This window comes from Streptomyces sp. NPDC006516 (assembly GCF_040611875.1).
In the GTDB taxonomy this organism is placed as follows: domain Bacteria; phylum Actinomycetota; class Actinomycetes; order Streptomycetales; family Streptomycetaceae; genus Streptomyces.
This window is the reverse complement of record NZ_JBEXPD010000001.1, coordinates 656,384-683,283: the sequence shown is the minus strand read 5'-3', so window position 1 is coordinate 683,283 and position 26,900 is coordinate 656,384. Positions and strand designations below refer to the sequence as shown.

Annotated in this window: 27 protein-coding genes and 1 pseudogene; 21 read left to right on the top strand and 7 right to left on the bottom strand. The window is 70.8% G+C overall.

Annotation, left to right across the window (positions count from 1 at the left end; genetic code table 11):
• Window positions 1–3: 3 nt before the first annotated feature.
• Window positions 4–465 (bottom strand): MerR family transcriptional regulator, encoded by a 462-nt coding sequence (locus ABZY45_RS02955; RefSeq protein ID WP_356735444.1) that lies wholly within the window; start codon window positions 463–465, stop codon window positions 4–6.
• Between the two features lie 87 nt (window positions 466–552).
• On the opposite strand from ABZY45_RS02955, the gene ABZY45_RS02950 reads away from it, so the two are divergent.
• A complete protein-coding gene (locus ABZY45_RS02950) occupies window positions 553–1,374 on the top strand; it encodes a serine hydrolase domain-containing protein (RefSeq protein ID WP_356735442.1) in 822 nt (273 codons plus the stop codon).
• A 17-nt stretch (window positions 1,375–1,391) separates the two neighbouring features.
• Here ABZY45_RS02950 and ABZY45_RS02945 read toward each other — a convergent pair.
• Window positions 1,392–1,805, bottom strand: a pseudogene (locus ABZY45_RS02945) (ATP-binding protein); the annotation flags it as partial.
• A gap of 84 nt (window positions 1,806–1,889) precedes the next feature.
• Between ABZY45_RS02945 and ABZY45_RS02940 the strand changes: the two are divergent.
• Genes ABZY45_RS02940 through ABZY45_RS02925 form a run of 4 tightly spaced genes read left to right on the top strand, consistent with a single transcriptional unit; the run spans window position 1,890 to window position 3,997 of the window.
• Window positions 1,890–2,738: a helix-turn-helix transcriptional regulator gene (locus ABZY45_RS02940; protein ID WP_356735440.1), complete on the top strand. Its 849-nt coding sequence runs from the start codon at window positions 1,890–1,892 to the stop codon at window positions 2,736–2,738.
• Complete coding sequence (locus ABZY45_RS02935; protein WP_356735438.1) at window positions 2,698–2,964, top strand: DUF397 domain-containing protein; 267 nt, start codon at window positions 2,698–2,700, stop codon at window positions 2,962–2,964. Before ABZY45_RS02940 ends, ABZY45_RS02935 begins: the two co-directional genes overlap by 41 nt.
• Window positions 2,965–3,010: 46 nt before the next feature.
• On the top strand, window positions 3,011–3,535 hold the full coding sequence (locus tag ABZY45_RS02930) for a hypothetical protein (RefSeq protein WP_356735436.1): 525 nt from the start codon (window positions 3,011–3,013) through the stop codon (window positions 3,533–3,535).
• Window positions 3,536–3,595: 60 nt separating this feature from the next.
• Window positions 3,596–3,997, top strand: coding sequence for a hypothetical protein (locus ABZY45_RS02925; RefSeq protein ID WP_356735434.1), 402 nt, complete (start codon window positions 3,596–3,598; stop codon window positions 3,995–3,997).
• 87 nt (window positions 3,998–4,084) lie between these two features.
• Here ABZY45_RS02925 and ABZY45_RS02920 read toward each other — a convergent pair whose 3' ends face one another.
• Entirely contained in the window at window positions 4,085–4,660 is a 576-nt protein-coding gene (locus ABZY45_RS02920) for a hypothetical protein (protein ID WP_356735432.1), read from the bottom strand.
• Between the two features lie 89 nt (window positions 4,661–4,749).
• Complete coding sequence (locus ABZY45_RS02915) at window positions 4,750–5,172, bottom strand: MarR family transcriptional regulator (RefSeq protein WP_356735430.1); 423 nt, start codon at window positions 5,170–5,172, stop codon at window positions 4,750–4,752.
• A gap of 181 nt (window positions 5,173–5,353) precedes the next feature.
• Between ABZY45_RS02915 and eno the strand changes: the two genes are divergently transcribed.
• From eno to ABZY45_RS02895, 4 genes are all read left to right on the top strand, one after another.
• Window positions 5,354–6,637, top strand: a complete 1,284-nt coding sequence (eno, locus tag ABZY45_RS02910) for a phosphopyruvate hydratase (RefSeq protein WP_356735428.1) — start codon at window positions 5,354–5,356, stop codon at window positions 6,635–6,637.
• Window positions 6,638–6,897: 260 nt separating this feature from the next.
• A complete protein-coding gene (locus ABZY45_RS02905) occupies window positions 6,898–9,108 on the top strand; it encodes an MMPL family transporter (RefSeq protein ID WP_356735426.1) in 2,211 nt (736 codons plus the stop codon).
• A 4-nt stretch (window positions 9,109–9,112) separates the two neighbouring features.
• On the top strand, window positions 9,113–10,297 hold the full coding sequence (locus ABZY45_RS02900; protein WP_356735424.1) for a sensor histidine kinase: 1,185 nt from the start codon (window positions 9,113–9,115) through the stop codon (window positions 10,295–10,297).
• Window position 10,298: 1 nt separating this feature from the next.
• Window positions 10,299–10,955 (top strand): response regulator transcription factor, encoded by a 657-nt coding sequence (locus tag ABZY45_RS02895; protein WP_356735422.1) that lies wholly within the window; start codon window positions 10,299–10,301, stop codon window positions 10,953–10,955.
• A 41-nt stretch (window positions 10,956–10,996) separates the two neighbouring features.
• Here the strand turns inward: ABZY45_RS02895 and ABZY45_RS02890 are convergent, their stop codons facing one another.
• Window positions 10,997–11,668 carry a pirin family protein gene (locus ABZY45_RS02890; protein WP_356735420.1) on the bottom strand — a complete coding sequence of 224 codons (672 nt, stop codon included), beginning with the start codon at window positions 11,666–11,668 and terminating at the stop codon, window positions 10,997–10,999.
• Window positions 11,669–11,746: 78 nt separating this feature from the next.
• Between ABZY45_RS02890 and ABZY45_RS02885 the strand changes: the two genes are divergently transcribed.
• The 6 genes from ABZY45_RS02885 to ABZY45_RS02860 all read left to right on the top strand — a co-directional run bounded on the left by ABZY45_RS02885 (window position 11,747) and on the right by ABZY45_RS02860 (window position 17,454).
• The gene (locus tag ABZY45_RS02885) at window positions 11,747–12,946 is read left to right on the top strand and encodes a helix-turn-helix domain-containing protein (RefSeq protein ID WP_356735418.1); all 1,200 of its coding nucleotides are present in this window, start codon (window positions 11,747–11,749) and stop codon (window positions 12,944–12,946) included.
• 89 nt (window positions 12,947–13,035) lie between these two features.
• A complete protein-coding gene (locus ABZY45_RS02880; RefSeq protein WP_356736560.1) occupies window positions 13,036–13,950 on the top strand; it encodes an ACP S-malonyltransferase in 915 nt (304 codons plus the stop codon).
• Window positions 13,951–13,963: 13 nt separating this feature from the next.
• Entirely contained in the window at window positions 13,964–14,995 is a 1,032-nt protein-coding gene (locus ABZY45_RS02875; RefSeq protein WP_356735416.1) for a ketoacyl-ACP synthase III, read from the top strand.
• A 64-nt stretch (window positions 14,996–15,059) separates the two neighbouring features.
• A complete protein-coding gene (locus ABZY45_RS02870; RefSeq protein WP_014045780.1) occupies window positions 15,060–15,308 on the top strand; it encodes an acyl carrier protein in 249 nt (82 codons plus the stop codon).
• A 79-nt stretch (window positions 15,309–15,387) separates the two neighbouring features.
• On the top strand, window positions 15,388–16,650 hold the full coding sequence (fabF, locus tag ABZY45_RS02865; RefSeq protein ID WP_356735414.1) for a beta-ketoacyl-ACP synthase II: 1,263 nt from the start codon (window positions 15,388–15,390) through the stop codon (window positions 16,648–16,650).
• A gap of 195 nt (window positions 16,651–16,845) precedes the next feature.
• Window positions 16,846–17,454, top strand: coding sequence for a hypothetical protein (locus ABZY45_RS02860; protein WP_356735412.1), 609 nt, complete (start codon window positions 16,846–16,848; stop codon window positions 17,452–17,454).
• Window positions 17,455–17,635: 181 nt separating this feature from the next.
• Here ABZY45_RS02860 and ABZY45_RS02855 read toward each other — a convergent pair whose 3' ends face one another.
• The gene (locus ABZY45_RS02855) at window positions 17,636–18,130 is read right to left on the bottom strand and encodes a DUF3145 domain-containing protein (protein ID WP_356735410.1); all 495 of its coding nucleotides are present in this window, start codon (window positions 18,128–18,130) and stop codon (window positions 17,636–17,638) included.
• 361 nt (window positions 18,131–18,491) lie between these two features.
• Here ABZY45_RS02855 and ABZY45_RS02850 point away from each other — a divergent pair, with 361 nt between their 5' ends.
• The 3 genes from ABZY45_RS02850 to ABZY45_RS02840 all read left to right on the top strand — a co-directional run bounded on the left by ABZY45_RS02850 (window position 18,492) and on the right by ABZY45_RS02840 (window position 22,451).
• Window positions 18,492–19,406: a GDSL-type esterase/lipase family protein gene (locus tag ABZY45_RS02850; protein ID WP_356735408.1), complete on the top strand. Its 915-nt coding sequence runs from the start codon at window positions 18,492–18,494 to the stop codon at window positions 19,404–19,406.
• A gap of 5 nt (window positions 19,407–19,411) precedes the next feature.
• Window positions 19,412–20,410 (top strand): aldose epimerase family protein, encoded by a 999-nt coding sequence (locus ABZY45_RS02845; RefSeq protein ID WP_356735406.1) that lies wholly within the window; start codon window positions 19,412–19,414, stop codon window positions 20,408–20,410.
• A gap of 124 nt (window positions 20,411–20,534) precedes the next feature.
• Complete coding sequence (locus tag ABZY45_RS02840; RefSeq protein ID WP_356735404.1) at window positions 20,535–22,451, top strand: NAD(P)/FAD-dependent oxidoreductase; 1,917 nt, start codon at window positions 20,535–20,537, stop codon at window positions 22,449–22,451.
• A 42-nt stretch (window positions 22,452–22,493) separates the two neighbouring features.
• Here ABZY45_RS02840 and ABZY45_RS02835 read toward each other — a convergent pair whose 3' ends face one another.
• Entirely contained in the window at window positions 22,494–23,282 is a 789-nt protein-coding gene (locus ABZY45_RS02835) for an EI24 domain-containing protein (RefSeq protein ID WP_356735402.1), read from the bottom strand.
• A gap of 272 nt (window positions 23,283–23,554) precedes the next feature.
• Between ABZY45_RS02835 and ABZY45_RS02830 the strand changes: the two genes are divergently transcribed.
• The 3 genes from ABZY45_RS02830 (at window position 23,555) to ABZY45_RS02820 (ending at window position 26,820) form a co-directional block, all read left to right on the top strand.
• Window positions 23,555–24,709 carry a mandelate racemase/muconate lactonizing enzyme family protein gene (locus tag ABZY45_RS02830; protein ID WP_356735400.1) on the top strand — a complete coding sequence of 385 codons (1,155 nt, stop codon included), beginning with the start codon at window positions 23,555–23,557 and terminating at the stop codon, window positions 24,707–24,709.
• Window positions 24,706–25,725: an alcohol dehydrogenase catalytic domain-containing protein gene (locus ABZY45_RS02825; RefSeq protein WP_356735398.1), complete on the top strand. Its 1,020-nt coding sequence runs from the start codon at window positions 24,706–24,708 to the stop codon at window positions 25,723–25,725. The genes ABZY45_RS02830 and ABZY45_RS02825 overlap by 4 nt, the downstream gene beginning before the upstream one ends.
• Before the next feature lie 111 nt (window positions 25,726–25,836).
• Window positions 25,837–26,820 (top strand): hypothetical protein, encoded by a 984-nt coding sequence (locus ABZY45_RS02820; protein WP_356735396.1) that lies wholly within the window; start codon window positions 25,837–25,839, stop codon window positions 26,818–26,820.
• Window positions 26,821–26,900: the final 80 nt, after the last annotated feature.

Genomic DNA, 26,900 nt, shown 5'->3' with positions numbered 1-26,900 from the left:
TGGTCAGACCCTTTCCGATTCCGGCGCCGTGCGGGCGCCGCCATAGAAATCGATCTTGAAGTCGAGTACGGCGAGGGTCCCCTGGAGTTCCGCGATCCGGGTCTGCACGTCGCGCCGCGTCGACTCCAGTAGCCCCTGCCGTTCGGCGAAGGTGTGGTCGCCCTCGCGGACCAGCTCCGCGTAGCGGACCATGTCGGCGACCGGCATCCCGGTCAGCCTGAGCTTGCCGATGAAGGCCAGCCAGTCCAGGTCCCGGTTGCTGAAACGGCGCTGCCCGGTGTGCGAGCGGTCGATGTGCGGCATGAGCCCGATCCGCTCGTACCACCGCAGTGTGTGGGCGGTGAGCCCGCTGAAGGCGACGACCTCGCTGATGGTGTAGCGGTCCTGGCCATCGGGGCGCGGGTGCGCCTCCGGGGCCGAAGCGCAGGTGTCCGTACGTGCGGAAATGCTCTCCATCACCGTCATGTCCTCCACGCTAGAACGTTGGAGTGCACTCCAAGCAAGCAATATCGAGGGCGATCTCGCTTTCGGGTTCCCGTTAGGCTCGTACGCATGCAGAGCCTGGCGATGATAGAGAACTGGCCCGTCCCCACCGCGGCAGCCGCCGTCGTCACCTCGGACGGCACGCTCCTGGCCACCCATGGTCCCACCGCGCACCGCTTCCCGCTGGCCTCGGTCACCAAGCCGCTCGCGGCCTACGCGGCGCTGGTGGCCTACGAGGAGGGCGCGGTCGAACTGGACGAACCGGCGGGTCCCGAGGGCTCGACCGTCCGCCATCTCCTCGCCCACACCAGCGGACTGGCCTTCGACGAGCACCGGGTGACCGCACCCCCCGGCACCCGCAGGCTGTACTCGAACGCGGGCTTCGAGGTGCTCGGGGACCACATCGCGAAGGCCACGGAGATCCCCTTCCCCGAGTACGTGCGCCAGGCGGTTCTGGAACCCCTGGGCATGACCTCGACGACGGTGGAGGGCTCCCCGGCCAAGGACGGCGTCTCGACCGTGGACGACCTGGTCCGCTTCGCCGCCGAGGTGCAGGCCCCGCGCCTGCTCGACCCGCGTACGGTGCTGGAGGCGCAGACCGTCGTGCACCCCGGCCTCAAGGGCGTGCTCCCCGGCTACGGCCATCAGAACCCCAACGACTGGGGCCTCGGCTTCGAGATCCGCGACTCCAAGTCACCGCACTGGACCGGACTCTCCTCCTCCCCGGCCACCTTCGGCCACTTCGGCCAGTCCGGCACGTTCCTGTGGATCGACCCGGTGGCGGGCGCGGCCTGCGTCGCGCTGACGGACCGGGCGTTCGGCCCGTGGGCGGCCGAGGTCTGGACGCCCTTCACCGACGCCGTCCTCTCGGAGCTCGGCGCCTCCCGCTGAGCCGCCCTCGGCCCGAAGCATTCGAACCACACGGTCTTCCCGCACCCGTCGCGCCGCTCCTCGACGCCCCAGGCGTCCGTGACGGCGTCGACCAGCAGCAGCCCCCGCCCGCCCTCGTCCATCAGGGCCCCGGCGACGGCGTGGGGCAGCAGGGGCGACGCGTCCGCGACCTCCACCCGCACGCCTCCTTCTTCCTGGAGGTAATAGATCAGGGTCTGGCAGCGACGCCCCGGGACGTGCCGTACGACATTGGCGATGAGCTCGGTGAGCGCGAGCTCCGCCGCGTCCGCCACCTCGACCAGGCGCCAGACGGTGAGGTACAGCCGCAGGATGCGGCGCAGATGACGAGCGGAGTGCTCGCCCATCGCGAGGTCGGCACGGTAGACCGCGTCCTCGGGGTCACCGGTCCGGGTATCGGTTACGTGATTCATGTCACCAGCGTGCAGTGCGTTGATTACTCTCGGCTACGACCTGAAACGAACGCCGTCAGGCGTTGGAGCGAGAGGCATCCCGCCGTGGCCAACGTGCAGTCACTCGACCCGAGCGCGTCCCCTCTGGACTACTACGGCTGGGAGCTACGCCGCCAGCGCGAGGCCCACGGGCTGCGGCAGGGTCAGCTCGGCGAGATCATCTTCTGTACGGGCTCACTGATCGGCCAGATCGAGACGACGAAGAAGGTGCCGACCCGCGACTTCTCCGAGCGCCTGGACGCCGCGCTCGGCACGGACGGGGTGTTCTCGCGCCTGGTCGGCCTGGTCCTGCGGAGCCAACTCCCCACCTGGTTCCAGCCGTACGCGGAGATGGAGGCGCGGGCGACATACATCTCCACGTACCAGGCGCAGTTGGTCTACGGGCTGTTGCAGACGGAGGAGTACGCGCGGGCGGTACTGGCCACCGGCATGCCCGACGACCTGAGCGGTCAGGTCGCGGCCAGGATGGAGCGCCAGCGCATCCTGGAGCGTGAACAGCCGCCCCTGGCCTGGGCGGTTCTGGACGAGGCCGTGCTGCACCGGCCGATCGGTGGCCGCGAGGTCATGCGGAACCAACTCGCCCGCTTGTTGGACTTCTCCCGGCACCGGTGGATGAGGATTCAGGTGCTGCCGTTCGCGGCGGGGGAACACTCAAGCTTGGCAGGATCGTTCAATGCTCTTCGTTTCGACGACGACCCCGATCTGATCTACACGGAGGACCTCATCTCCGGCCATATGACGGCCAGCCCCGAGACCGTGAGGGAGGCTGCACGCCGTTACGCTCACTTGCAGGCCGCAGCCCTCTCTATCGAGGACTCCGCGGCACTGATCGCCCGTGTGATGGAGGAGCGTTATGGCAACCGGCCCGAACTCGAAGAGCGCGCCGTGGCGTAAGTCCAGCTACAGCGGAAACACGGGCGGCGACTGCGTCGAGTGCACCGTCACCGGCGGCGCCGCCTGGCGGAAGTCCTCGTACAGCGGAAGCACCGGCGGCGACTGCGTCGAGGTGGCCGACGGCTGCCCCGCGTCCGTGCCCGTGCGGGACAGCAAGAACCCGGCCGGGCCCGTGCTCGTCATGGGTGCCGCTGCCTGGCAGGCGTTCGTGGACGGGCTCCGCTGAGTCGGCGGAGCCCTTGAGGACAGAAACGGGCAGCTACCGTGCAGGCGTGACCCGCACCAGGCTCCCTCTTCTCTTCCTCGACGTCGACGGCCCGCTCATCCCCTTCGGGGCGACCCGGGCTCAGCTCCCGGACGGCTATCCGGTCTTCGACGCGGGGCGCAGCCTCGGGGAAGCCGCCGCGAATCCGCTGGTCAACAGGGTCAACCCTGGCCAAGGTTCCCGGTTGCTGGCCCTGCCCTGCGAGCTGGTGTGGGCCACGACATGGATGTCGGACGCGAACACGTACCTCACGCCGTGGCTCGGGCTGCCGGAACTGCCGGTGGTGAACTGGCCGGATCCACCGCTCGACGAGGGGCCGGACGGGCTGCACTGGAAGACTCCGGGGCTCGTGGCATGGGCGGACGGGCGCCCCTTCGCCTGGGTCGACGACGAGATCACGGACATCGACCGGTCCTGGGTGGAGGCGCACCACCCCGGCCCGGCGCTCCTGCACCGGGTCGAGGCATGGCAGGGCCTGACCGAGGCGGACTTCGCGACCCTGGACGACTGGCTGCGGAGCCGCGCGAGCTGATCGTTCCCCCGCCTTGCCCGACGAGCCGCTCGTGGACGGGCTCCGCTAGATTCGGCCGCTATGCGATCACGTGAGTTCGACCTCGACTTCCGCGACCGGGCCGGAAGGATGCGCACGTGGGGACTGGTCCTGCTGTCCCTGGCCGGGGTTCTGTGGGTCTGGGTGGGCGTCCTGCTGCTGACGCCGTACACGGCGGACCGGAAGCCGGACGACAAGTATCCCGACGAGTGCGAGTCCCGGCTCTTCACCGAGTGGAGCACCGCCAACGACGGCACGAGGCACGGGGATTACTGCCAGCAGGAGCGCGACTGGCCGGAGGTCCTGGGCGTGCTCGGGCTGTCCGTACCGGTCTCGGTCGCCGGCGGGTCCCTGTTCACCATCGGCACCGTGACCCGCCGGATGAGCGCGCACGCCCAGGCGATGCGCGAGCTGGACAAGCTCGCGGACACCGCGCAGGGCTGAGGCAGGAGAGCTGGACGCCCGTGAGCTCCACGTCGATCCGCTTGATCGAGCCTCCGACGCCTCCGTGCCCGCCGGCCTGCTGCTCCCTCAGAGTTTGCCTGCCACGAGAACCGTGCGATGCCCCCCGAGCGCGCGCGAGAGACCTTCGAGGAACCCGGGGCTGAAGTCGGGCCAGTCCCAGAACTCGAAACCGAGATACCCGAAGGCGAAGTAGCCATCCGACCAGGTCCACGCGGTCAGGTCACCGGAGCACCGGCAATGCGGGCAGGCGACTGCCGCGCTGCCTGTGTCGCTCCAGGCGTCGACGGCCTCACCGAAGGGTTCCCACGCACCCTCGATCTCCTCCAGCCGGTCGGTGTAGAAATCCGCCCGCCCGGCACAATGGGGGCACACCGCGAACATGGGTTCGCCCTGACCGCAGTTGAACACGGTGCGGCTGGTCTCGATCCTGAGTCCGTCGCTGGGCTCCCAGTCCTCCTGACCGACCGCCTTGGCCCAGGAGAGACCGGGCGGATACCCCGACGGCGCCCCGAGAACACAGTCGGTGAGTTCGGCCCGGACTATCCCCTCCCTGACCAGCCAGTCGAGTCCGCTGTCTGCCAGTGTGCGGGCGTCCGCTTGCGTGGCGTCGAGGTCGACGACGGTCTGAAAGTAGTTCCCCATGAGGCAACAGTAGAAGCAGCCACCGACAGCACCTCACCGAGCCCGATCCGCCCAGACAAATCCGCCTGTGATCGATGACGGGGCACCGCTCAGTGCGCCGCGAGCCGCTCCACCAGGCCGATCGCCCGCGCCAGCAACTCCCGTTCCTCTTCGGTCAGTTCCGCGTCGATCGCCCGCGCGAGCCAGTCCGCCCTGCGCTCCCGCTCCTCCTCCAGGAGCGCATGCCCCGCGGAGGAGAGCTCGACCAGGCTCTTACGGCCGTCGGTCGGATGCGCACGACGTGTGATCAGCCCCTGATCCATGAGCAGCCCGACGGCTCGGGCCATGGACTGGGGGCGCACCCGCTGGTCGGCCGCCAGATCGCTGGTCGTCATCGCACCACTGCGGTCCAGCGCACCGAGGACGGCCACCTGCCCCAGTGGCATCTGGTCCTCGAGCTTCACGCGCCGCGTGAGCTTTCCCATCGCGGTACGCAGCTCGGCCGCGACGGCGGTGGATTCCGGAAGGGGCATACCGAACTTTAACGCAGCGCACTCAACCGGCAGAACTGCACAGCATGACTGAACAGCCCAACTGAACAGCGCAACTGAACAGCGCAACTGAACAGCATTGCTGTAGAGTTTTCGATGCCGGGTTCAGCGCCACCGTTGCCGCAGCCGGACCCCGGCACGCATGCGAACGGGAAGGTCTCCCATGACCGCCATCACTTCCGTCACCGGCCGCCGCGTCCTCGACAGCAGGGGCAACCCCACCGTCGAAGTGGACGTGCGGCTCGCGGACGGATCCATCGGCAGGGCCGCAGTCCCCTCCGGAGCTTCGACCGGCGCCCGCGAGGCCGTCGAACTCCGCGACGGCGACCCGGCCCGCTGGCACGGCAAGGGCGTCGACCAGGCGGTACGCCACGTCAACACGGAGCTCGCGGCAGCCGCCATCGGCCGCGAGGCCGAGGACCAGGCCGGCCTCGACGCCGCCCTCGTCGCGACGGACGGCACCCCCACCAAGTCCAGGCTCGGCGCCAACGCGATCCTCGGGGTCTCCCTGGCCTCCGCCAAGGCCGCGGCCGCCGCCCACCGCCTGCCGCTCTACCGCTACCTCGGCGGCTCCGGCGCCCGGCTGCTGCCCGTGCCGATGATGAACATCGTCAACGGGGGTGCGCACGCCGACAACCCGCTGGACTTCCAGGAGTTCATGATCGCTCCGATCGGCGCGGAGACCTTCGCCGAGGCCGTGCGGATGGGCTCGGAGATCTTCCACACCCTGCGCCGCGACCTGCTGGCCGCCGGGCACTCCACCGGCGTGGGTGACGAGGGCGGCTTCGCACCCGCCCTCCGCACCGCCGAGGAGGCCCTCGACTTCGTCATGGCCGCCGTCGAACGCACGGGGTACCGGCCTGGCACGGACATCGGCCTGGTCATGGACCCGGCCACGTCCGAGTTCTTCCGCGACGGCGTCTACGACTACACCGGTGAGGGCGTCCGACGCACGTCCGCCGAACAGGCGGACTACCTGGTCAAGTTGATCGACGCCTACCCGATCGTGTCGATCGAGGACCCGATGGCCGAGGACGATCTCGACGGGTGGCGGGACCTGACCGCGCGGGTCGGTGCCCGCTGCCAGCTCACCGGCGACGACGTGTTCTGCACGAACGAGACCATCCTGCGCGAGGGCATCCGCTCGGACGTCGCCAACTCGGTCCTGGTGAAGGTCAATCAGATCGGCACCCTGACGGAGGCCCTGGCCACCGTCGACACCGCCCACCGGGCGGGCTGGACCGTGGTCATGTCGCACCGCTCGGGAGAGACCGAGGACACGACGATCGCGGACCTGGCCGTGGCGACGGGCTGCGGCCAGATCAAGACCGGATCGCTGTCCCGCTCCGACCGCACGGCGAAGTACAACCAGCTCATCCGCATCGAGGAGGAACTGGGCGACAGCGCCCGGTACGCGGGTTCCGAGGCACTGCACCGTCGGCCCTGAGGCATCCGGGCGAGGCACCCGGGCGACCAGCCCCGGGCCTCCGCCGGCATACGCGAGGTACAGAAGGGCATCAGCCGTCTGGCTTCCACCACGTCCATGATCGCGAACGACCTGAAGGCCGAGTGACCCGGCCGGGAAGGCCGTCGTCAGGCGGCCTTCCCGGCAGGTAGCCCCACCCCTCTTGTCCACCGGCCGGTGGACAAGAGGTTCAACCGGCCGGGCGTGCCGCCCAAGTCCCCTCTCCGGCCAGGCTTTCGGGCATGAGACAACTCCACGTACGGATGGCCCGATGGAGCGCCCGGCACGCCGGGCGCGCGATAGCCGGATGGTTCGCGTTCGTCGTCCTGTGCCTCGTGGCCGGCATCACGGTCGGCACCCGGGAAGCCACCACCGAGGACTTCTGGGTCGGTGAGGCGGGACGCGCCGAGGCGATGGCGACCGAAGGAGGCCTGCAACGCGAACCCACCGAACGGATCCTGATACGCGCCCGGTCGGGACAGCTGGACATGCCCGAGGCCGAAAAGGCGGCCCAGGACGTGACCGGACGGATGCGCGCCCTGCCCGAGGTGAAGAGCGTCGCGGCTCCCGTCCGCTCGAAGGACGGCAAGGCCCTCCTGGTGTCGGTGGTGATGAACGGCCCCGAGCTGAAGGGCAGGCAGAACGTCGTACCGCTCCTGGAGCAGACCGCGGCGGTGGGCAGGAGCCACCCTGGCGTGATCGTGGAGGAGACCGGCTCTCCGGCGATCAGCAAGGGCGTCAACGACCAGCGCGGGGAGGACCTGGCGCTCTCCGAGCGCATCAGTCTGCCCGTCACCGTGATCACACTGCTGGTCGTCTTCGGTTCGGTGATCATGGCGGGTGTTCCGCTGCTCCTGGCGCTCTCCTCGATCGCCGCGGCGATCGGGCTGTCCATGGTCGCCTCGCACGTGATGCCCGACTCCGGGGTCGGGATGAACCTCATCCTGCTGATCGGTCTGGCGGTGGGCGTCGACTACACGCTCTTCTACCTGAAGCGTGAACGCGAGGAGCGGGCCCGCGCGGGAGGCCGGCTCAGCTCGGAGGCCCTCGTCGAGCTGGCCGCGGCGACCGCGGGCCGGGCCATCGTCGTCTCCGGTCTCGCCGTCATCGTGTCCACGGCCACCCTGTACCTGGCCACGGACGTCATCTTCTCCTCGCTGGCGACCGGCACCATACTCGTCGTGGCCGTCGCCGTGGCCAGCTCGCTCACCGTGCTCCCCGCGCTGCTGGTGAAGATCGGCCGCCAGAGCGAGCGGCTTGCGCCGCGCAGAGCCGCCCGCCGGGCGAAGCGCGGTGAGCCGGCACCGGCCCCGAAGCCGGAGACCGGGCGCGTGTTCACCGCCCTCCTGAAGCCCGCACGGACCCGGCCCGCCCTCACCCTGTGCCTGTCGGTCCTCGTGATGCTCGGGCTGGCCGCGCCCGCCCTCGGCCTGAAGCTCATCGACCCCGGCAAGGACACCTTCTCCCGTGACATCCCCGCCATGCAGGTCTACGACCGGCTGACCGAAAGCTTCCCCGAACTGCTCGTCAAGCACGAGGTCGTCACCCGCTCCGACCCGAAGCACGCCGCCCAGGTGAGGCAGGCTCTGGAGGACCTCGGACATCGTGCCCAGGCCGATCCGCTGTTCGCCGAGGATCCGGAGCCGGCGGTACGCACGTCGTCCGACGGCCGGATCAGCGTGCTGGAGCTCGCGGTCCCGCACCCCGCACCCTCCGCCGAGGCGATCGAGTCGCTGGCCCACCTCCGCCAGGACCACATCCCCGCGACGGTCGGCCTTCTGAGCGGCGTGGAGACGGGGGTGAGCGGAGACGTGGCGCGGGGCCGCGACTACGTGGCCCACGAGAGCGACAAACTGCCGCTGGTGATCGGGTTCCTGCTGCTGATGACCTTCCTGATGACCGTCTGGGCGTTCCGCTCGGTGGTCCTGGGTGTCATCGGCGTCGTACTCAACCTGCTGTCCGCCGGCGCCTCGCTCGGCCTGCTCGTCCTGGTCTTCCAGGGGACGTGGGCCCAGGACCTGCTGGCCTTCGACAGTCTGGGCGCGATCGCGTCCCGGGTGCCGCTGTTCCTCGTGGTGATCCTGTTCGGGCTGTCGATGGACTACCAGGTGTTCGTCGTCAGCCGGATCCAGGAGGCCAGGCAGAACGGGATGTCCCCCCGGGAGGCGGTGCTGGAGGGCCTCAACCGGTCGGCCAAGGTGGTGACCAGCGCGGCGATCGTGATGGTGACGGTGTTCGGCGGGTTCGTGGCACTGCACCTGACCGAGATGAAGCAGATGGGCTTCTGCCTGGCGGCGGCCGTCCTGCTCGACGCCGTGATCGTCCGGCTCATGGTCCTGCCGTCGGCCCTGCTGCTCCTCGGCGAGCGTGCGTGGTGGCCGCTCCGCCCCGCGCGGGGCGGTCCGGGGCGGAGCGAGACTCCTGCCACGGGGCCCCTGGCGGAAGTAGGCTGACGCGGTGTATCAACGGCCGCATCCCGACATCGAGTTGACCGTACCGTCGCTGCACCGGTGGAACACCGTCTTCTGGGTGCTGCTGGGCGTCGTACCGCCGGCCATCGCGGTCGCGGACGCACCGGACGCGACCCGGTACCCGGTGCTGGCGCTGCTGGCCGTGCTCGCCCTGTCCTACGGCTCGGTGGGGCTGTTCCCCGGCAATCCCGTCCTGCGGCCCCGCCCGTACCTGTACGTCCTGGTCGCGGGCCTCGGCGCGATGTCGTACCTGCTCGACGGCAGCGCGGCCCTGTTCGTGGTGACGCTGCCGCACTTCTGGATCTACACCCCCAGCGCGCGTGCCGCGATCGCCCTCAGCGGCCTCGCCGCCGGTGCGGTGGTGGCCGGGAACCTCGTACGGCAGGGCTGGAGCGGTCAGTTCCTCACCGGCAACGTCGTCTTCACCCTGGTCGGTTACGCGGTGGGGGTGCTGGCCGGTCTGGTGATGCGCCGCATCGCCGGGGACGGCGACGAGCGCGCCCGCCGGCTGCGGGCCGAACTGGAGGAGGCCCGGGTCCGGTTGGCCGAGGCGCACCACCGCCAGGGGGTGGCGGACGAGCGGGAACGGCTCGCCCGCGAGATTCACGACACGCTCGCCCAGGGCTTCGCCTCCATCGTCGCGCTGGCGGAGGCGGCGCGGTCCGGCCTGGCCACCGATCCCGTCAGGAGCGCGAAACACCTGCTGGCGATCGAGAACACCGCCCGCGAGAACCTCGCGGAGGCACGGGTCCTCGTCGGTGCCGCCCCGGCCGGCGGCGTCGCTCCCGGCTCGGTGGCGGCGGCCCTGCGCCGGACCCTGGACCGGTTCACCGAGGACACCGGGATCCGCGTCACGGCCGAACTGCCGGACGTCGCCTGCGACCAGCAGACCCGGATCGCCCTCCTGCGCTGTACCCAGGAGTCGCTCGCCAACGTACGCAAACACGCGGCGGCCTCCACCGTGGAGGTGGTCCTCACCGAGCATCCGTACGCGGTGGGGCTGGAGATCACCGATGACGGCCGCGGCTTCGTGACCGAGGACTCCCACGGCTTCGGGCTGAACGGCATGCGCAAGCGCCTCGCCGAGCTCGGGGGCGAGCTCGACGTCACCAGTTCGGTCGGCGACGGCACCCGCGTCCTGGCCATGATTCCCACCGGCGGGCAGGTCTGACATGACGAACGGCACCACGGCACGGAACAGACTGCGCGTCGTCGTGGCGGACGACCACACGGTGATGCGCGCCGGGGTCGTCGCCCTGCTGGCCGACGAACCCACCATCGGGATCGTCGGCGAGGCGGAGGACGGCCGGGCGGCGGTCGGTCTCGTCGAACGGCTGGAGCCCGACGTGGTGCTGATGGACCTGCGGATGCCCGTCCTCGACGGGACGAGTGCCACCGCGGAGATCGTCGGCGGGCCCACACGGACCCGGGTGCTGATCCTGACCACGTACGAGACCGACGCGGAGATCGAGCGTGCCGTCGAGGCCGGGGCCATCGGCTACCTCCTCAAGGACGCCACCCGCGAGCAGCTGGTGGACGCCGTCCACTCCGCGTCCCGTGGCGAGACCGTCCTGGCCCCGCGTGTCGCGGCCCGCCTGGTGGCCCGGATGCGGAGGCCCGCCCCGGTGGCCCTGACGAGGCGGGAGGTGGACGTGCTGGGCGCGGTCGCCGACGGATTGTCGAACGTGGAGATCGGCCGGCGGCTGGTCATCACGGAGGCCACGGTGAAGACGCATCTGCTGCGCATGTTCGCCAAGCTCGACGTCAGCGACCGCACGCACGCCGTGGTCAAGGCGCTCGAACTGGGTCTGCTGGAGAGGCACCGGTGATCCGCGCCGCCCGCCGGTGGACCCTGCCCCGGCCCGCCGCCTCACATCGCGCCGAGCTCCCACATCAGCACCTCGGTGTCCCGCAGCGCCATCAGCTCCAGGCCGCCGGCCTCCGTGATCCGCGCCGAGTCCCCCGGCCCCAGCACTTCCCCGTCGAGGCGCACCTCTCCCCGCACGACGTGGACGTAGACGCCCGCAGCGTCCGGCACGGCGATGCGCTCGCCCTCGGACCCGCGGCGCACGTGCAGCATCGCGGCGGCCTCGGGCAGGGCGTATGGGGTGGAGCCGGCTGTCCCCGCGACGTGGGTGTACGAGGGCTCCCCACCGGGCTCCAGGGGAGCCAGCCACATCTGGACGAAGGTGAGCGGCCGGTCCCCGTCGTTGCGCTCGACGTGCCGCACCCCGGCCGCCGAACTGAGGTGCTGGACGTCACCTGCGCGCACGACGGTGGCGTGGCCGGCCGAGTCGCGGTGGGTGAGCTCGCCCTCCACGACCCAGGTGACGATCTCCGTGTGGCTGTGCGGATGCTCGTCGAAGCCGGCACCGGGGGCGAGGCGCTCCTCGTTGCAGGCGAGGATCGGCCCGAAGCGCAGATTGTCCGGGTCGTAGAACCGCCCGAAGGAGAACGCGTGCAGCGTCTCGATGCCCGCGGATTCACCCGTGGCCGGGTCCCCGCCGCGGAAGCGGTCGCCGGAGCGGCGTACGTCCATCACGCCCACACGGTATCTCCGTCGGGCGACCTGCCGCCCCACCCCTCCGGGCACCTGCCCGGATAAGGCAGTCTTGTGTCCGTGCCCCGACCCGATCCTGAGCAGCCCGCCACGCATGCCGCCCACCTCCACGCCGCGACCCTGAAACGGCTGGAGCAGTCCTCCGGCCGGCTGGCCGCCAACGCCATCGCACGTATGGACGAGACGCTGCCGTGGTACCGGGCCATGCCACCGGAGAACCGGTCCTGGATCGGCCTGGTCGCCCAGGCCGGTATCGCCGCGTTCACCGAGTGGTTCCGCTACCCGGAGACACCGCAGGCGATCTCCACCGACGTGTTCGGCACGGCTCCGCGCGAGCTGACGAGGGCGATCACCCTGCGGCAGACCGTCGAGATGGTGCGTACGACGATCGAGGTCATGGAGGCCGCGATCGAGGAGGTCGCGGCGCCGGGCGACGAGTCGGTGCTGCGCGAGGCGCTGCTCGTCTACGCGCGCGAGATCGCCTTCGCGACCGCGCAGGTCTACGCGCAGGCCGCCGAGGCCCGGGGCGCGTGGGACGCCCGCCTGGAGTCGCTCGTGGTGAACGCCGTGCTCTCGGGCGAGGCCGACGAGGGTGCCGTCTCCCGGGCCGCCGCGCTCGGCTGGAACTCCCCCGAACATGTGTGCGTCGTGCTCGGCACGGCTCCCGACGGGGACAGCGAGCTCACCGTGGAGGCCATCCGGCGGGCGGCCAGACACGCAAAGCTCCAGGTGCTGACCGGGGTGCTCGGCCACCGCCTGGTGGTGATCGCAGGGGGCAGCGACAACCCCCTGAGCGTCGCGAAGTCGCTGATCGGACCCTATGCGGCCGGCCCCGTCGTCGCCGGTCCCGTGGTCCCGGACCTGCTGGCGGCCACCCGGTCCGCACAGGCCGCGGCGGCCGGTCTCAGAGCCTGTTCGGCGTGGCAGGACGCTCCGCGCCCCGTACTGTCGGACGATCTCCTTCCTGAGCGCGCGATGGCCGGCGACCCTGCCGCGCGCGATCAGCTGGTGGAGGAGATCTACAGACCGCTCGAAGAAGCGGGTTCGGCACTTCTGGAGACGCTGAGTGTGTATCTGGAGCAAGCGAGCAGCCTCGAGGGCGCGGCCCGGATGCTTTTCGTGCACCCCAATACCGTGCGCTACCGGCTGCGACGTGTGACCGACGTCACCGGATGGTCACCTTCCGACGTCCGTTCCGCGTTCACGCTGCGGATCGCCCTCATCCTGGGGCGCTTGGCCGCCGGTGACACCCAGTCCTAGACTTTTGTCGAACTTCAACAATTCCCCTGACGGTTCTTCGTCCCTGTCCCCACGGGCGTCCAGGGCCGTCCACAAGAGAGAGTGTGAGGGTGCTCGTACTCGTCGCTCCCGGCCAAGGCGCTCAGACGCCCGGCTTCCTGACTCCCTGGCTCGAACTCCCCGGTGCCGCAGACCGCGTCGCTGGATGGTCCGACGCCATCGGGCTCGACCTTGCCCACTACGGCACGAAGGCCGATGCGGACGAGATCCGCGACACGGCGGTGGCGCAGCCGCTGCTGGTCGCCGCGGGTCTCCTCTCGGCCACCGCTCTGGACGCCTCACCCGCCGTCGTCGCGGGCCACAGCGTCGGTGAGATCACCGCCGCCGCGCTCGCCGGCGTCATCGGTCACGAGGCCGCGCTGCGCTTCGTCCGTACCCGGGGGCTCGGCATGGCCGAGGCCGCCGCGGTCACGGAGACGGGCATGGCCGCGCTCCTCGGGGGGGACCCCGAGGTCACCGTCCCGCACCTGGAGAAGCTGGGGCTCACCCCGGCCAACGTCAACGGGGGCGGCCAGATCGTCGCCGCCGGCACCGCGGCCCAGATCGCCGCGCTGACCGAGGACATGCCCGAGGGTGTGCGCCGCGTGGTGCCGCTCAAGGTCGCAGGCGCCTTCCACACGCACCACATGGCCCCGGCCGTGGAGAAGCTGCGTGCCGCCGCCACCGAGCTGACCGTCACCGACCCGAAGGTGACGTACGTGTCGAACGCCGACGGGAAGACGGTCTCCGACGGCAGCGAGGTCATCTCCCGGCTCGTCGGCCAGGTCGCCAACCCGGTCCGCTGGGACCTGTGCATGGAGACCTTCAAGGAGCTCGGCGTCACGGCCCTCATCGAGGCCGCGCCCGGTGGCACCCTCGTCGGGCTCGCCAAGCGCGCGCTGCCCGGTGTGCGGACCCTCGCGCTCAAGACCCCCGACGACCTAGACGCGGCCCGCGCGCTCATCTCCGAGCACGCAGGCGCCTGAGGAGCCCGAGAGCATGTCGAAGATCAAGCCCAGCAAGGGCGCCCCGTACGCACGGATCATCGGTGTCGGCGGCTACCGCCCGACCCGTGTCGTGCCCAACGAGGTGATCCTCGAGACGATCGACTCGTCCGACGAGTGGATCCGCTCCCGCTCCGGTATCGCCACGCGCCACTGGGCCTCCGACGAGGAGACCGTGTCGATGATGTCGGTGGAGGCTTCCGGCAAGGCGATCGCGGACGCCGGGATCACCCCTGAGCAGATCGGCGGAGTCATCGTCTCCACCGTCTCGCACTTCAAGCAGACCCCCGCCGTCGCGACGGACATCGCGCACCGGATCGGCGCGGGCAAGCCCGCCGCCTTCGACATCTCCGCCGGCTGCGCCGGCTTCGGCTACGGCCTCACGCTCGCCAAGGGCATGATCGTCGAGGGCTCGGCGGAGTACGTACTCGTCATCGGTGTCGAGCGGCTCAGCGACCTCACTGACCTGGAGGACCGCGCGACGGCCTTCCTGTTCGGCGACGGCGCGGGCGCCGTCGTGGTCGGTCCGTCGCAGGAGCCGAACATCGGCCCCACGGTCTGGGGCTCCGAGGGCGACAAGTCCGAGACGATCAAGCAGACCGTCGCGTGGAACGACTTCCACATCGGAGACGTCTCGAATCTGCCGCTCAACGAGCGGGGCGAGGTCAAGTTCCCGGCCATCACGCAGGAGGGCCAGGCGGTCTTCCGCTGGGCCGTCTTCGAGATGGCGAAGGTCGCCCAGCAGGCGCTGGAAGCGGCCGGGATCGCCCCGGAAGACCTGGATGTCTTCATTCCGCACCAGGCCAACATGCGGATCATCGACTCGATGGTGAAGACGCTCAAGCTGCCGGAGCACGTCACGGTCGCGCGTGACGTGGAAACCACCGGCAACACGTCGGCCGCCTCGATTCCGCTCGCGATGGAGCGGCTCCTGGCGACCGGCCAGGCCAAGAGCGGCGACACGGCGCTCATCATCGGCTTCGGGGCGGGTCTCGTCTACGCCGCGACGGTCGTTACCCTCCCCTAGGCACACCGGACCTTTCGGTCCGGACGCCCGAACCCCTGCAGAAACACATCGAAGGAGCGCCAACATGGCCGCCACTCAGGAAGAGATCGTCACCGGTCTCGCCGAGATCGTCAACGAGATCGCCGGTATCCCGGTCGAGGACGTCCAGCTGGACAAGTCCTTCACCGACGACCTGGACGTCGACTCGCTGTCCATGGTCGAGGTCGTCGTCGCCGCCGAGGAGCGCTTCGACGTCAAGATCCCCGACGAGGACGTCAAGAACCTCAAGACGGTCGGCGACGCCGCCGACTACATCCTGAAGCACCAGGGCTGATCCCGGCCCGTCCCGTGTGTCGCCACCCGGCGGTGGCGCCGCTGATTCACGACCCTCTACACGTGGAGAAGATTTTCCAGTGAGCCCGACCAATCGCACCGTGGTCGTCACCGGTATCGGCGCAACCACTCCGCTGGGTGGCGACTCCGCATCGACCTGGGAAGGTCTGATGGCCGGCCGTTCCGGCGTCAAGCCTCTCGAGGGCGAACGTTTCGCCGAACTGCCCGTCCGGATCGCCGCCCTCGCGGCCGTCGACCCCGGCGAGGTCCTCCCCCGTCCGCTCGCCCGCAAGCTGGACCGCTCGGCGCAGTTCGCGCTGATCGCCGCTCGCGAGGCGTGGGCCGACGCGGGCTTCACCGGCAAGGCCGGTGAGGACGACAAGATCCAGCCCGAGCGTCTGGGTTCGGTCATCGCCTCCGGCATCGGCGGCGTGATCACCCTGCTCGACCAGTACGACGTGCTGAAGGAGAAGGGCGTACGCCGCGTCTCCCCGCACACCGTTCCCATGCTCATGCCCAACGGCCCGGCGGCCAACGTCGGCCTGGAGGTCAACGCCCAGGCCGGTGTCCACACCCCGGTCTCCGCCTGCGCGTCGGGTGCCGAGGCCATCGGTTACGCCGTCGAGATGATCCGCACCGGCCGTGCCGACGTGGTCGTCGCCGGTGGCACCGAGGCGGCCATCCACCCGCTGCCGATCGCCGCCTTCGCCAACATGATGGCGATGTCCAAGAGCAACGACGAGCCCGAGAAGGCCTCGCGCCCGTACGACACGGGCCGCGACGGCTTCGTCCTCGGTGAGGGCGCCGGCGTCGTCATCCTGGAGTCGGCCGAGCACGCCGCCGCCCGGGGCGCCCAGGTCTACTGCGAGGTGCTGGGCCAGGGCCTGTCCGCCGACGCCCACCACATCGCGCAGCCCGAGCCCACGGGGCGCGGCATCGCCGCCGCGATGCAGAACCTGCTGGACTCCACGGATCTCAAGCCGTCGGAGGTCGTGCACCTGAACGCGCACGCCACCTCCACCCCGCAGGGTGACATCGCCGAGATCAAGGCGCTGCGTGCCGTGCTCGGCGACGACCTGGACCACGTCGCGATCTCCGCCACGAAGTCCATGACGGGTCATCTCCTCGGTGGCGCGGGCGGTATCGAGACCGTGGCGACCGTGCTGGCCCTGCACCACCGGACGGCCCCGCCGACCATCAACGTCGACGACCTCGACGAGGCGATCGAGGCCGACGTCGTGCGCGGTGAACCGCGTGCGCTGCCGGAGGGTTCGATCGCCGCGATCAACAACTCGTTCGGCTTCGGCGGTCACAACGTCGTGCTGGCGTTCCGTTCGGTCTGACCCGAACCGCCGTCGCAGAGGCCCGCTTCCCGTACCGGGAGGCGGGCCTTCCGCATGCCGGGCGCACCGCTCCCCGGGGGGCGACGGCAGGACGGCACCGCCGCGTAGGGGAAGCTGACGGGCGGTCACCCGGGGCGCGCCCGGCGGTCCTGCCGTCTCCGCGCCCTCGGCCCGTTCGTCCGACGAGGGAGAGAGATGCACACGACGATCAGCCCGTTCACGCTCACCTGTGTGAAGGCGGGACGCCAGGCCCCACCCGAGCAGTCGGGCTGGCAGGGGACCTCCCCCGAGTTCGGCGAGATCCGGGTGGTTCACCCGGCCGACAGGCAGACGCACGCGTTGGTCACGGAGGTGCGCGGTGGCCTGATACCCACGGCCGTGTACGAGACGCGCGGGCTGCACACGGAGGTCGTCTCGATGCCGACCATCAACGGTTCGACGCTCCGTGTCGGTGACGGGCTCGTGCGGATGAGCCGGAGCCGGTGGGCGCTCACCCACCGGGGCCGGTCCCTTCGTATGACGTATCTGGGTGACCGTTACCGGCTGAAGGCGATCAACCGCCGGGCGTACGAGTTGTCGCGGCGGGCGGATTCCGAGGACCCCGGGGCCGTCGTCACGGTGCGGCGGTCGGGCATCGGGAGCGGCCGGAGGGTCACCGTGCGGGCGGCGGGCCGGGTCCTGCCCGCCGACATCACCCTCGCGGTCCTCTTCACCGGGGTCGACCGGTCCGTGCTGACACGGCGTGGAGCCGTGCGGGCAGGCTTCGCGAGGCTCTTCGGCTTCTGGGCCGAGGTCCAGGCCTGAAGTCACCGCCGCGTGGTCGGGGGCAGGGCTCGTGCGGCGCTCACCCCGGCTCCGGGTGGGCGGCGGGGCTTCGTGCGGCGGCCGGAGACGCCAGGGCCGTCACTCGGCAGCACATCCCGCCACCCGGGAAGGGGAACGTTTCTGCCCAAGCAGCGCAAGCGGTCGAGCCGTACCGTGCCTCTCAGACCACCTGGTGCAGCCACCGCACGGGCGCACCCTCGCCCGCGTGGCGGAAGGACTCCAGCTCGTCGTCCCACGGCTTGCCCAGGAGCTTGGCCACCTCGGCCTCCAGGTCCGTCTCGCCGCGCATCGACCGCGCCAGCGCCGCCCTCAGCCGGTCCTCCGGCACGAGGATGTCGCCGTGCATGCCGGTCACGGCGTGGAAGATGCCCAGGCCGGGCGTCGAGCTGTAACGCTCACCCTCCGCCGTGGGGCACGGCTCGGCCGTCACCTCGAAGCGCAGCAGGTCCCAGCCACGGAGGGCCGAAGCCAGCTCCGAGGCCGTGCCTGCCCGGCCCTTCCAGGAGAATTCGGACCGCCAGGTGCTGGGCGCGGCCGGCTGTCTGATCCAGTCGAGCTGGACCCGCACACCGAGTACACCCGCCACCGCCCATTCGACATGCGGGCAGAGCGCGCGCGGTGCGGAGTGAACGTACAGAACTCCACGTGTCGTCACCGGGACCTCCAGTGTGGGACGAGGTTCGCCTTCCCCAGCGGCCTCGCGCCCGTACCGTCTCTTCCCGGACGGCTCCCGAGGTCGTCTTCAGTAAACAGCATCGGGAGTGAATCTCCTGAAAAGGGACAGTATGTGACGTGAGAGAACTTACCGGACCCGCTGTCTCGTCGCGGACCGGCCGGGCGCCACTGGTTCGACGGGGAAAAGCTACCGTGCGCCGGGGCCGGGTGTGTGACGTACGGTCGGTCCTGGGCCCATGATTCGCACACCATTCACCCGCGAGGGCGCCAGGGCCCGCCACCTGGGGCTGCCCGGTTGTGCCAGGGGCACAATCACCCGTGTGACCGGAGGGAAATCAGGGATGCCTGAGAGTTCGTCACGTCGTCGCACGCGGGGCGCGGCAGCCACTCTGACGGCGGTCGTGTCCGTCGCCGCCCTCGCACTCACGGGCTGCGGCGCGGGCCAGGACGGGACCGCGCGGAGCACCGCGTCACCCCGGAGCCCCTCCCCGTCCCCGACGCCCTCGTGGGACGCGAGCCCGGCCTCTCTGGCCGCCGTCGGGGACTCCATCACCCGGGGCTTCGACGCCTGCTCGATCCTGGCGGACTGTCCCGAGGTGTCCTGGGCGACGGGCTCCGACGCGAGCGTGCGGAGCCTCGCCGTGCGCCTCCTCGGGGCGTCGAAGGCCGCCACGCGCAGCTCGAACCACGCCGTGTCGGGCGCCAGGATGGCCCAGCTGCCCGAGCAGATGGCCCTGGCGGCGAAGGAGAAGCCGGAACTGGTCACGGTGATGATCGGCGCGAACGACGCCTGCCGGGACTCGGTGGAGCTGATGACTCCCGTGTCCGGCTTCCGGTCCTCCTTCGAGGCGTCCATGCGGCAGCTGCGCGCCGGTGCCCCGAAGGCGCAGGTGTACGTGTCGAGCGTGCCGGACCTCAAGCGGCTCTGGTCGACGGGGCGCGAGAACCCGCTGGGCAAGCAGATCTGGAAGCTGGGGATCTGCCGGTCGATGCTGGGGGACGCGGACGACATGGGAGCGGCGGCCGTCGCCCGGCGCGAGGCGGTGCGGGAGCGGGTCGTCGCGTACAACGCGGTGCTGCGGGACGTCTGCGCGAAGGACGAGCGCTGCCGCTACGACGGCGGGGCGGTCTTCGACTACCGGTTCACCGGGGCCCAGCTCAGCGAGTGGGACTGGTTCCATCCGGGGCGCGACGGCCAGGCCAGGCTGGCGGAGATCGCTTACCGCAATGTCACCGCGGCCGGCCCACCGGCGTAAAGTCCTTGATCGTGACGACGGGTACAGCGGTACGCAGCGAAGACTTCTCCACCCTCACGGACGGCACTCCGGTCCGCCGCTGGACCCTGGAGCGCGAGGGCACGCGGGTGCGGGTGCTGACGTACGGCGCCGTGGTGCAGTCGGTGGAGGTGCCCGGCAGGGACGGTTCCCGCGCCGAGGTGGCCCTGGGGCTGCCGGACGTGAAGGGCTACGAGACGCACACGGGCCCCTACTTCGGCGCCGTGGTCGGCCGGTACGCCAACCGGATCGGGGGCGGCTCCTTCGTCCTGGACGGCCGCAGGCACGAGGTGACGCGCAACGAGGGCCGCAACACGCTGCACGGCGGGGAGCGCGGCTTCGACAAGCGCGTGTGGGACGCCGAGGAGCTGCCGGACGGCGTACTGCTCTCCCTGGTCGCCGAGGACGGCGAGGAGGGCTTCCCGGGGCGGCTGGAGGTCTCGGTGGCCTACACCCTGGACGAGGACGGGGCGCTGCGCATCGGCTACCGGGCGGTCACGGACGCGCCGACCGTGGTGAACCTGACGAACCACACGTACTGGAACCTGGCCGGGGCGGACAGCGGGAGCGCGCTCGGGCACGAACTGCGGCTCGCGGCCGGGCGGATCACCCCGTCGGACGAGGAGGCGATCCCGACGGGCGTGTTCGCACCCGTGGAGGGGACGCGGTTCGACTTCCGGGAAGCAAGGCCGGTGGGCCCGGGCTACGACACCAACTACGTCCTGGACGAGACGGGCGGCGAGCCGGTCGCCGAGCTCCACGACCCGGCATCGGGACGCGTACTGACGGTCCGTACGACGGAGCCGGGTCTGCAGCTGTACACCGCGGACCATCTCGGCGGGGGGCCGTTCGAGCCGTGCGCGGGGATCGCGCTGGAGACGCAGCACTTCCCGGACTCCCCGAACCGTCCGGAGTTCCCGAGCACGGCGCTGCGGCCGGGCGAGGAGTTCACCTCGACGACGGTGTACGGCTTCTCCCTCCGCTGAGCTTCGACTCCGGCCCGTCCGGCACGGGTCAACACCGGTCGACCAAGATCACCACCGGGTGAATCGGAGCCGTGGGCGCGCGTCCGGACGGTCTCGGCCGGTCCCGCACATCAGGGTGATCATCATGACCTCACCCCCCGACGCATCGTCGTCCGCCCTGCCTTCCCGCCGTGCCGTGCTCGCGGGCGCCACGGCCGGTGCCGCCGCACTCGCCGTGACCGGCGCCGCCGCGGCCTCCCGGGCCACAGCCGCACCGGCAGCGGCGCCCGGATCCGACCGGGACGCCGCTCTCCTCGTGGCCCGCGCCATCCTCGTACGCGACGAGAACGACCGGGACCTGGTGCCCCGTTACCGTGAGGTCCTGCTGGGCAAGGGCCTGCCCCGCACCCGGGCCGCCCGCAAGAAGGTGCTGGTCGTCGGCGCCGGGCCGGCCGGGCTCACGGCGGCGCGGCTGCTCCACGAGGCGGGTCACGGCGTCACCGTGATCGAGGCCAACGGCAACCGTGTCGGCGGCCGCATCAAGACCTTCCGGGCCGGCGGCCACGAGCAGTCGGATCCGCCCTTCGCCGATCCGAAGCAGTACGCGGAAGCCGGCGCCATGCGCATCCCGGACAGCCACCCGCTGGTCACCGGGCTGATGGCCCATCTCGGGCTGAAGACCCGGCGCTTCCACCTGACCGACGTGGACGCCGAGGGGCGCCCCGCCAACCGCACCTGGATCCATGTCAACGGCGTCCGCGTCCGCCGCGCCGACTACGCCGCGAAGCCGCAGGCGGTCAACCGTTCCTTCGGCGTCCCTGCGGCCTACGAGAACACCCCCGCCTCGCAGATCGTGCGGGAGGCGTTCGCTCCCGTGCGCGCGGAGATCGAGGGCAAGGAGGGCAGCGCCCTGGTCCAGGGCTGGGCGACCGTCCTTCAGCGTTACGGGCACTGGTCGATGTACCGGTACATGACCGAGGTGGCCAAGCTCGACGAGCGCACGATCGACCTCGTCGGCACCGTCGAGAACATGACCTCGCGCCTCCATCTCGCCTTCCTGCACAGCTTCATCGGCGCTTCCCTGATCAGCCCCGCGACCTCCTTCTTCGAGCTGCCCGACGGCACCGCCACCCTGGCGGACGCGATGTACGCGCAGGTGAAGGACCTGGTGCACCTGGACCGCCGGGTCACCCGGATCAGCCACTCGGAGGACGGGGTGAGCGTGGAGACGGTCTCCGAGGGGCGTGGCGGCCCCGTCGTGCGGGAGACCTTCACCGGCGACCGGGCCATCGTCACGGTGCCCTTCTCCGGGATGCGGCACATCCCCGTCACCCCGGCGATGTCGTACGGCAAGCGGCGCGCGATCACCGAGGTCCACTACGACGCGGCGACCAAGGTGCTCCTCGAGTTCAGCCGCCGCTGGTGGGAGTTCGACGAGGCGGACTGGAAGCGCGAGCTGGAAGCGGTACGGCCCGGGCTGTACGAGGAGTACCGGGCGGGTAAGGCTCCGGCCGACGGCTCGCTGCTCGGGGCGCACCCCTCCGTGCCGCGCGGCCACATCCCGCCGAACCAGCGGGTGCACTACGCGGCCTGCCGGTCCACCGCCCGCGACCAGCCCGAGGCGGCGCACGTCATCGGCGGCGGCTCGGTGACCGACAACGCCAACCGGTTCATGTACCAGCCCTCGCACCGGGTCGAGGGCAGCGAGGGCGGGGTCCTGCTCGCGTCGTACAGCTGGGCCGACGACGCCCTGAAGTGGGACTCGCTGGACGACGACGAGCGCTATCCGCACACCCTGGGCGGCGTCCAGGACGTGTACGGGCAGCGGATCGAGGTGTTCTACACGGGCGTCGGCCGCACCCAGTCCTGGATGCGTGACCCGTACGCGTACGGCGAGGCTTCCGTGCTGCTGCCCGGGCAGCACACCGAGCTGTTCCCGGATGTACGGACGCCCGAGGGCCCGCTGCACTTCGCGGGCTGCCACACCTCCGTCAAGCCGGCCTGGATCGAGGGCGCCCTGGAGTCCGCGGTCCGGACGGCGCTGGAGGTCCACGGCGCCTGACCCTGCCCGAGCCCCCGGACCCGGCCGGGCCCGGGGGGCTTCTCAGTCCTTGTGGAGGATGTACGGCGACGAAGGCGTCGGCTCCGGGGCCTCCGGGGCATCCGTGAGGTCGCGTACCAGGAGCGTGGCCCCGGCGACGGCGCCCGGCATCAGCAGGACGGCGACGAAGGGCACGAGGAACGCGAGCGTGAGCGGTACGCCGAAGCCGAGCACCATCGCGCGCCGTCCGCGCAGCAGCGCGAGCCGGTCCTTGAGAACCACGCCCCGGCGCTGGAGGGCCACGGAGGTCAGCTCCTCCGCGAGGAAGTAGCCCGAGACGCAGAAACCGAGGACGGGGACCACGGTCTGCCCGGCCACGGGGATGAACCCGAGGGCGAAGAGCAGCACCCCGTACACCGCGACGCGCAGCAGGATGCGGACGGAGTCCCGGGCGGAGATCCACAGTTCACGCCAGAGCGGCAGGTCCGACTCGGGGACCTCGCCGCCCTCGCTGCGGTCGACCTCCTCGGACAGCGACTCGTAGAAGGGCTGGCCGATCAGCAGGGTGACCGCGGTGAAGGTGATGACCGCGAGGAATATCCCGATGATGAAGACCAGGACGACGAGGGTGTTGCGCAGGAGCCCCAGCCAGGGCGAGGACCAGTCGTCGGCGAACGGGGTGGCCCAGGCGACGAAGTCGTCGGCGCCGTAACCGAGTCCGGTCAGCGCGCCCGCGTAGACGACGAGGGTGATCAGGGCCGGCAGCAGGCCGAATCCGAACCAGCGGCCGTGCCCGAAGGCCCAGCGCTGGCCCTTGATCAAGTAACCGAGACCCGCCCCGAGATCGCTCATGACGTCAGCGTACCCAGACCGGTCGGCACATGAGGGGCGGCGTCGCGGGCCCGGGCACGCACACCTGCGGCGTTGTCGTCCATCACCATGGCTCCGCCATGCCTCGATCCTCCGCCGTGCAGGTGCACGCACCCAGTCCCGCTCCTTCTCCCACCCCTCATGTGCCGACCGGTCTTACGCGAACCATTGACACCTGCCCTGGCCCGTCATTACCGTCACGCCAGCATTTCGAACGAGCGACGAAATACCGAACACGTTGAGAGGCAACACACGTGCGCATCACCGGAATCAGCACGCATGTCGTCGGCACGCCGTGGCGCAACCTCACCTACGTCCAGGTCCACACCGACGAGGGCCTCACCGGGGTGGGCGAGACCCGCATGCTGGGCCGTACGGACGCGCTGCTCGGCTATCTGCGCGAGGCGTCGGCCAACCACATCGTCGGGAGCGACCCGTTCGCGCTCGAGGACCTCGTCAAGCGCATGAAGTACGGCGACTACGGGCGGGCCGGGGAGATCGTGATGTCCGGCATCGCGGTCGTCGAGATGGCCTGCTGGGACATCAAGGGCAAGGCGCTCGGCGTCCCCGTCTGGCAGCTGCTCGGCGGAAAGGTCACCGACCGGGTCAAGGCGTACGCCAACGGCTGGTACACCACCGAGCGCACCCCTGAGGCCTACCACAAGGCGGCGCAGGGAGTCGTCGAGCGCGGTTACCGGGCACTCAAGATCGACCCCTTCGGCACGGGCCACTTCGAGCTGGGCCAGGAGGAGACCCGTTACGCCGTCTCCCTCATCGAGGCCGTGCGGGACGCCATCGGCCCCGACACCGAGCTGATGCTGGAGATGCACGGCCGCTTCAGCCCGTCGACGGCTGTACGGATCGCCCACGAGATGGCGCCGTTCAGGCCCGCGTGGCTGGAGGAGCCGGTGCCGCCGGAGAACCTCAAGGCGCTGAGCAAGGTCGCGGACAAGGTCGACATGCCGATCGCGACGGGTGAGCGCATCCACGACCGGATCGAGTTCCGCGAGCTCTTCGAGTCGCAGGCGGTCGACATCATCCAGCCGGACGTCGGCCACATCGGCGGCATCCTGGAGACCCGCAAGCTCGCGGCGACCGCGGAGACGCACTACATGCTGATCGCCCCGCACAACGTGGGCGGTTCGGTGCTGACCGCGGCCAGCCTCCAGGTCGCCGGCTGCACCCCCAACTTCAAGATCCTGGAACACTTCAACGACTTCGCGGACGCCGACATCAAGAAGGTCGTCAAGGGCGCCCCGACCGTCGACCCCGAGACCGGCTGCTTCGAGCTCTCCGACGCTCCCGGGCTCGGCGTGGAACTGGACGTCGACGCGGCGGCCGAATTCCCGCAGCAGCAGGCCAGGTTCGACCTGTGGGCGGACGGCTGGGAGAAGAGGCAGCCCAAGTGACGTCACTCTCGCGCTCGTTGATCGTCGAGCGGCCCGGCAGCCACGTGCTGGCCGAAGGGCCGCTCCCCCAGCCGGGCCCCGGCGAGGTCAGGGTGCGCGTCGCCGCCGCGGGGATCTGCATGAGCGACCGCGAGGTGTACGACGGCCACCGCGACGCGGCCTATGTGCGCTACCCCGTGATCCCGGGCCACGAGTGGTCGGGGACCGTCGACGCCGTGGGCGAGGGGGTCGATCCGGCCCTCGTCGGGCGGCGCACGGTCGCGGAGGGCTTCCGGGCGTGCGGGCGCTGCGAGCGGTGCAGGGACGGGGAGACCTCCCTGTGCACGACGGGCTACGACGAGACGGGCTTCACCCGGCCCGGCGCGTTCGCCGACCATGTGGTGGTCCCCGCGCGGCTGCTGCACCCGCTGGCCGACGACGCCGACCTGCGTGCCGCGGCCCTGCTCGAACCGGCGGCGGTGATCGCGGCAGCGGTACGGGCCGGGGCGCCCGAGCCGGGCGAGCGCATCGCCGTACTGGGAGCGGGCACGCTCGGGCTGCTCGCGGTGCAACTGCTGGCGGCGGTGTCGCCCGCGGAACTCACCGTGATCGACCCGAGGCGGGAACGGGCCTCCCTGGCACTGGGCTTCGGGGCGAGCGAGGCCCTGGCGCCCAAGGAGGCCGAGGAGATGCGCGGCCGTTACGACCTGGTCGTGGAGACGGCCGGAGCGCCGTCCACCGCGGCCGACGCGTGCCTGCTGGCGCGGCGCGGCGGGCGCGTCGTGCTGACCGGGATGTTCACCCCGGGCGCCGTGGGGATCGACCCGGTCCACCTGTCGCTGAGCCAGCTCACCGTGCGCAGTGTGTTCGGGGCCCCTTCCTCGGCCTGGTCGTACGCGGTGCGGGCGTTCACGGCCGGACTGCTCGACCCGGCGCCCCTGATCACGCACGAGTTCCCGCTGGAGCGGTTCGCCGAGGCCGTCGCCCTGGTGGGATCCGGGGACCCGGAGACCGGGAAGGTGCTGCTGCGGCCGTGACGGGCCCGCCCTGATCCGTACGCCGGCACGGGGGCGTCCTGACCGCCTCCGTACCGGCGTACACCCAAAGATCCGAATGTCGTCCGAAATACCGAACGTGAAGGACCTGTCGTGAAAGACGCCCCTGTCTCTTCCCCCGGTGCGCCCGGCCCCCGCCGCCCCGGCGACGCCGCGCTCACCGCGCTCGGCCTCGGCCCGGCACCCCTGTCCCCGGCCGACGCCTCCCCGCACTCCTTCCCGGGGGGCGGGAGCTGGCGTACCGAGGTGCCGTCCGTGGAAGGTCCGGAGGCCCTCGGCGTCGTACTGAAGGAGTCCGCCAGGCTCGACGTCCCCGTCCACCGCATCAGCCAGGGCAGCGGCATCTGGATGCTGACGGACGCGGAGATCACCGAGATGGTGGAGGGCTGCGCCGAACGCGACATCGAGCTCTGCCTGTTCACCGGACCGCGCGGCACCTGGGACACCGGCGCGTCGGTCCGTACGGACTCCGGTGGCGCGGGCTTGCGCTCCCGGGGCCACGACGCGCTGGCCGGCTGTGTCGAGGACGCCCTGCGGGCCACGGAGCTGGGCGTGAAGTGCCTGCTCGTGGCCGACGAGGGCGTGCTGTGGACGCTGCACCGGCTGCGCGAGCAGGGCGTCCTGCCCGCGGACACCACCTTCAAGGTGTCGGCGCTCATCGGACCGGTCAACCCGGCCTCGTTCGCCGTGTTCGAGCAGCTCGGCGCCGACTCGATCAACATCCCGTCGGACCTGACGCTCGCCCAGTTCACCGAGATCCGGCGGGCGTCGAGGGCCCCGATGGACCTCTACATCGAAGCTCCGGACGACCTCGGCGGCTACGTACGGATGTACGAGGTCGCCGAGCTGATCCGGCGGGGCGCTCCGCTCTACCTGAAGTTCGGCCTCTCCAAGTCCCCCGGTATCTACCCCTACGGCCAGCACCTGCGTGAGCTCGCGCTGGCCACCGCCAAGGAGCGGGTGCGGCGCGGCCGGCTCGCCCTGGACCTGCTCGCCCGGCACGGGGCGGACGGGGACATGGCGGCCCTGGGGAGCCGACTGCCGGGCCCGCTCAACCGGTTCGCGATCTCGTCATAACGTTCCGGAAACTTCCCTCCCCAAAAGAAGACAGAGCCGCGCACAATCCCACACACCTGTTTCTCGGTCGATCAGTTACC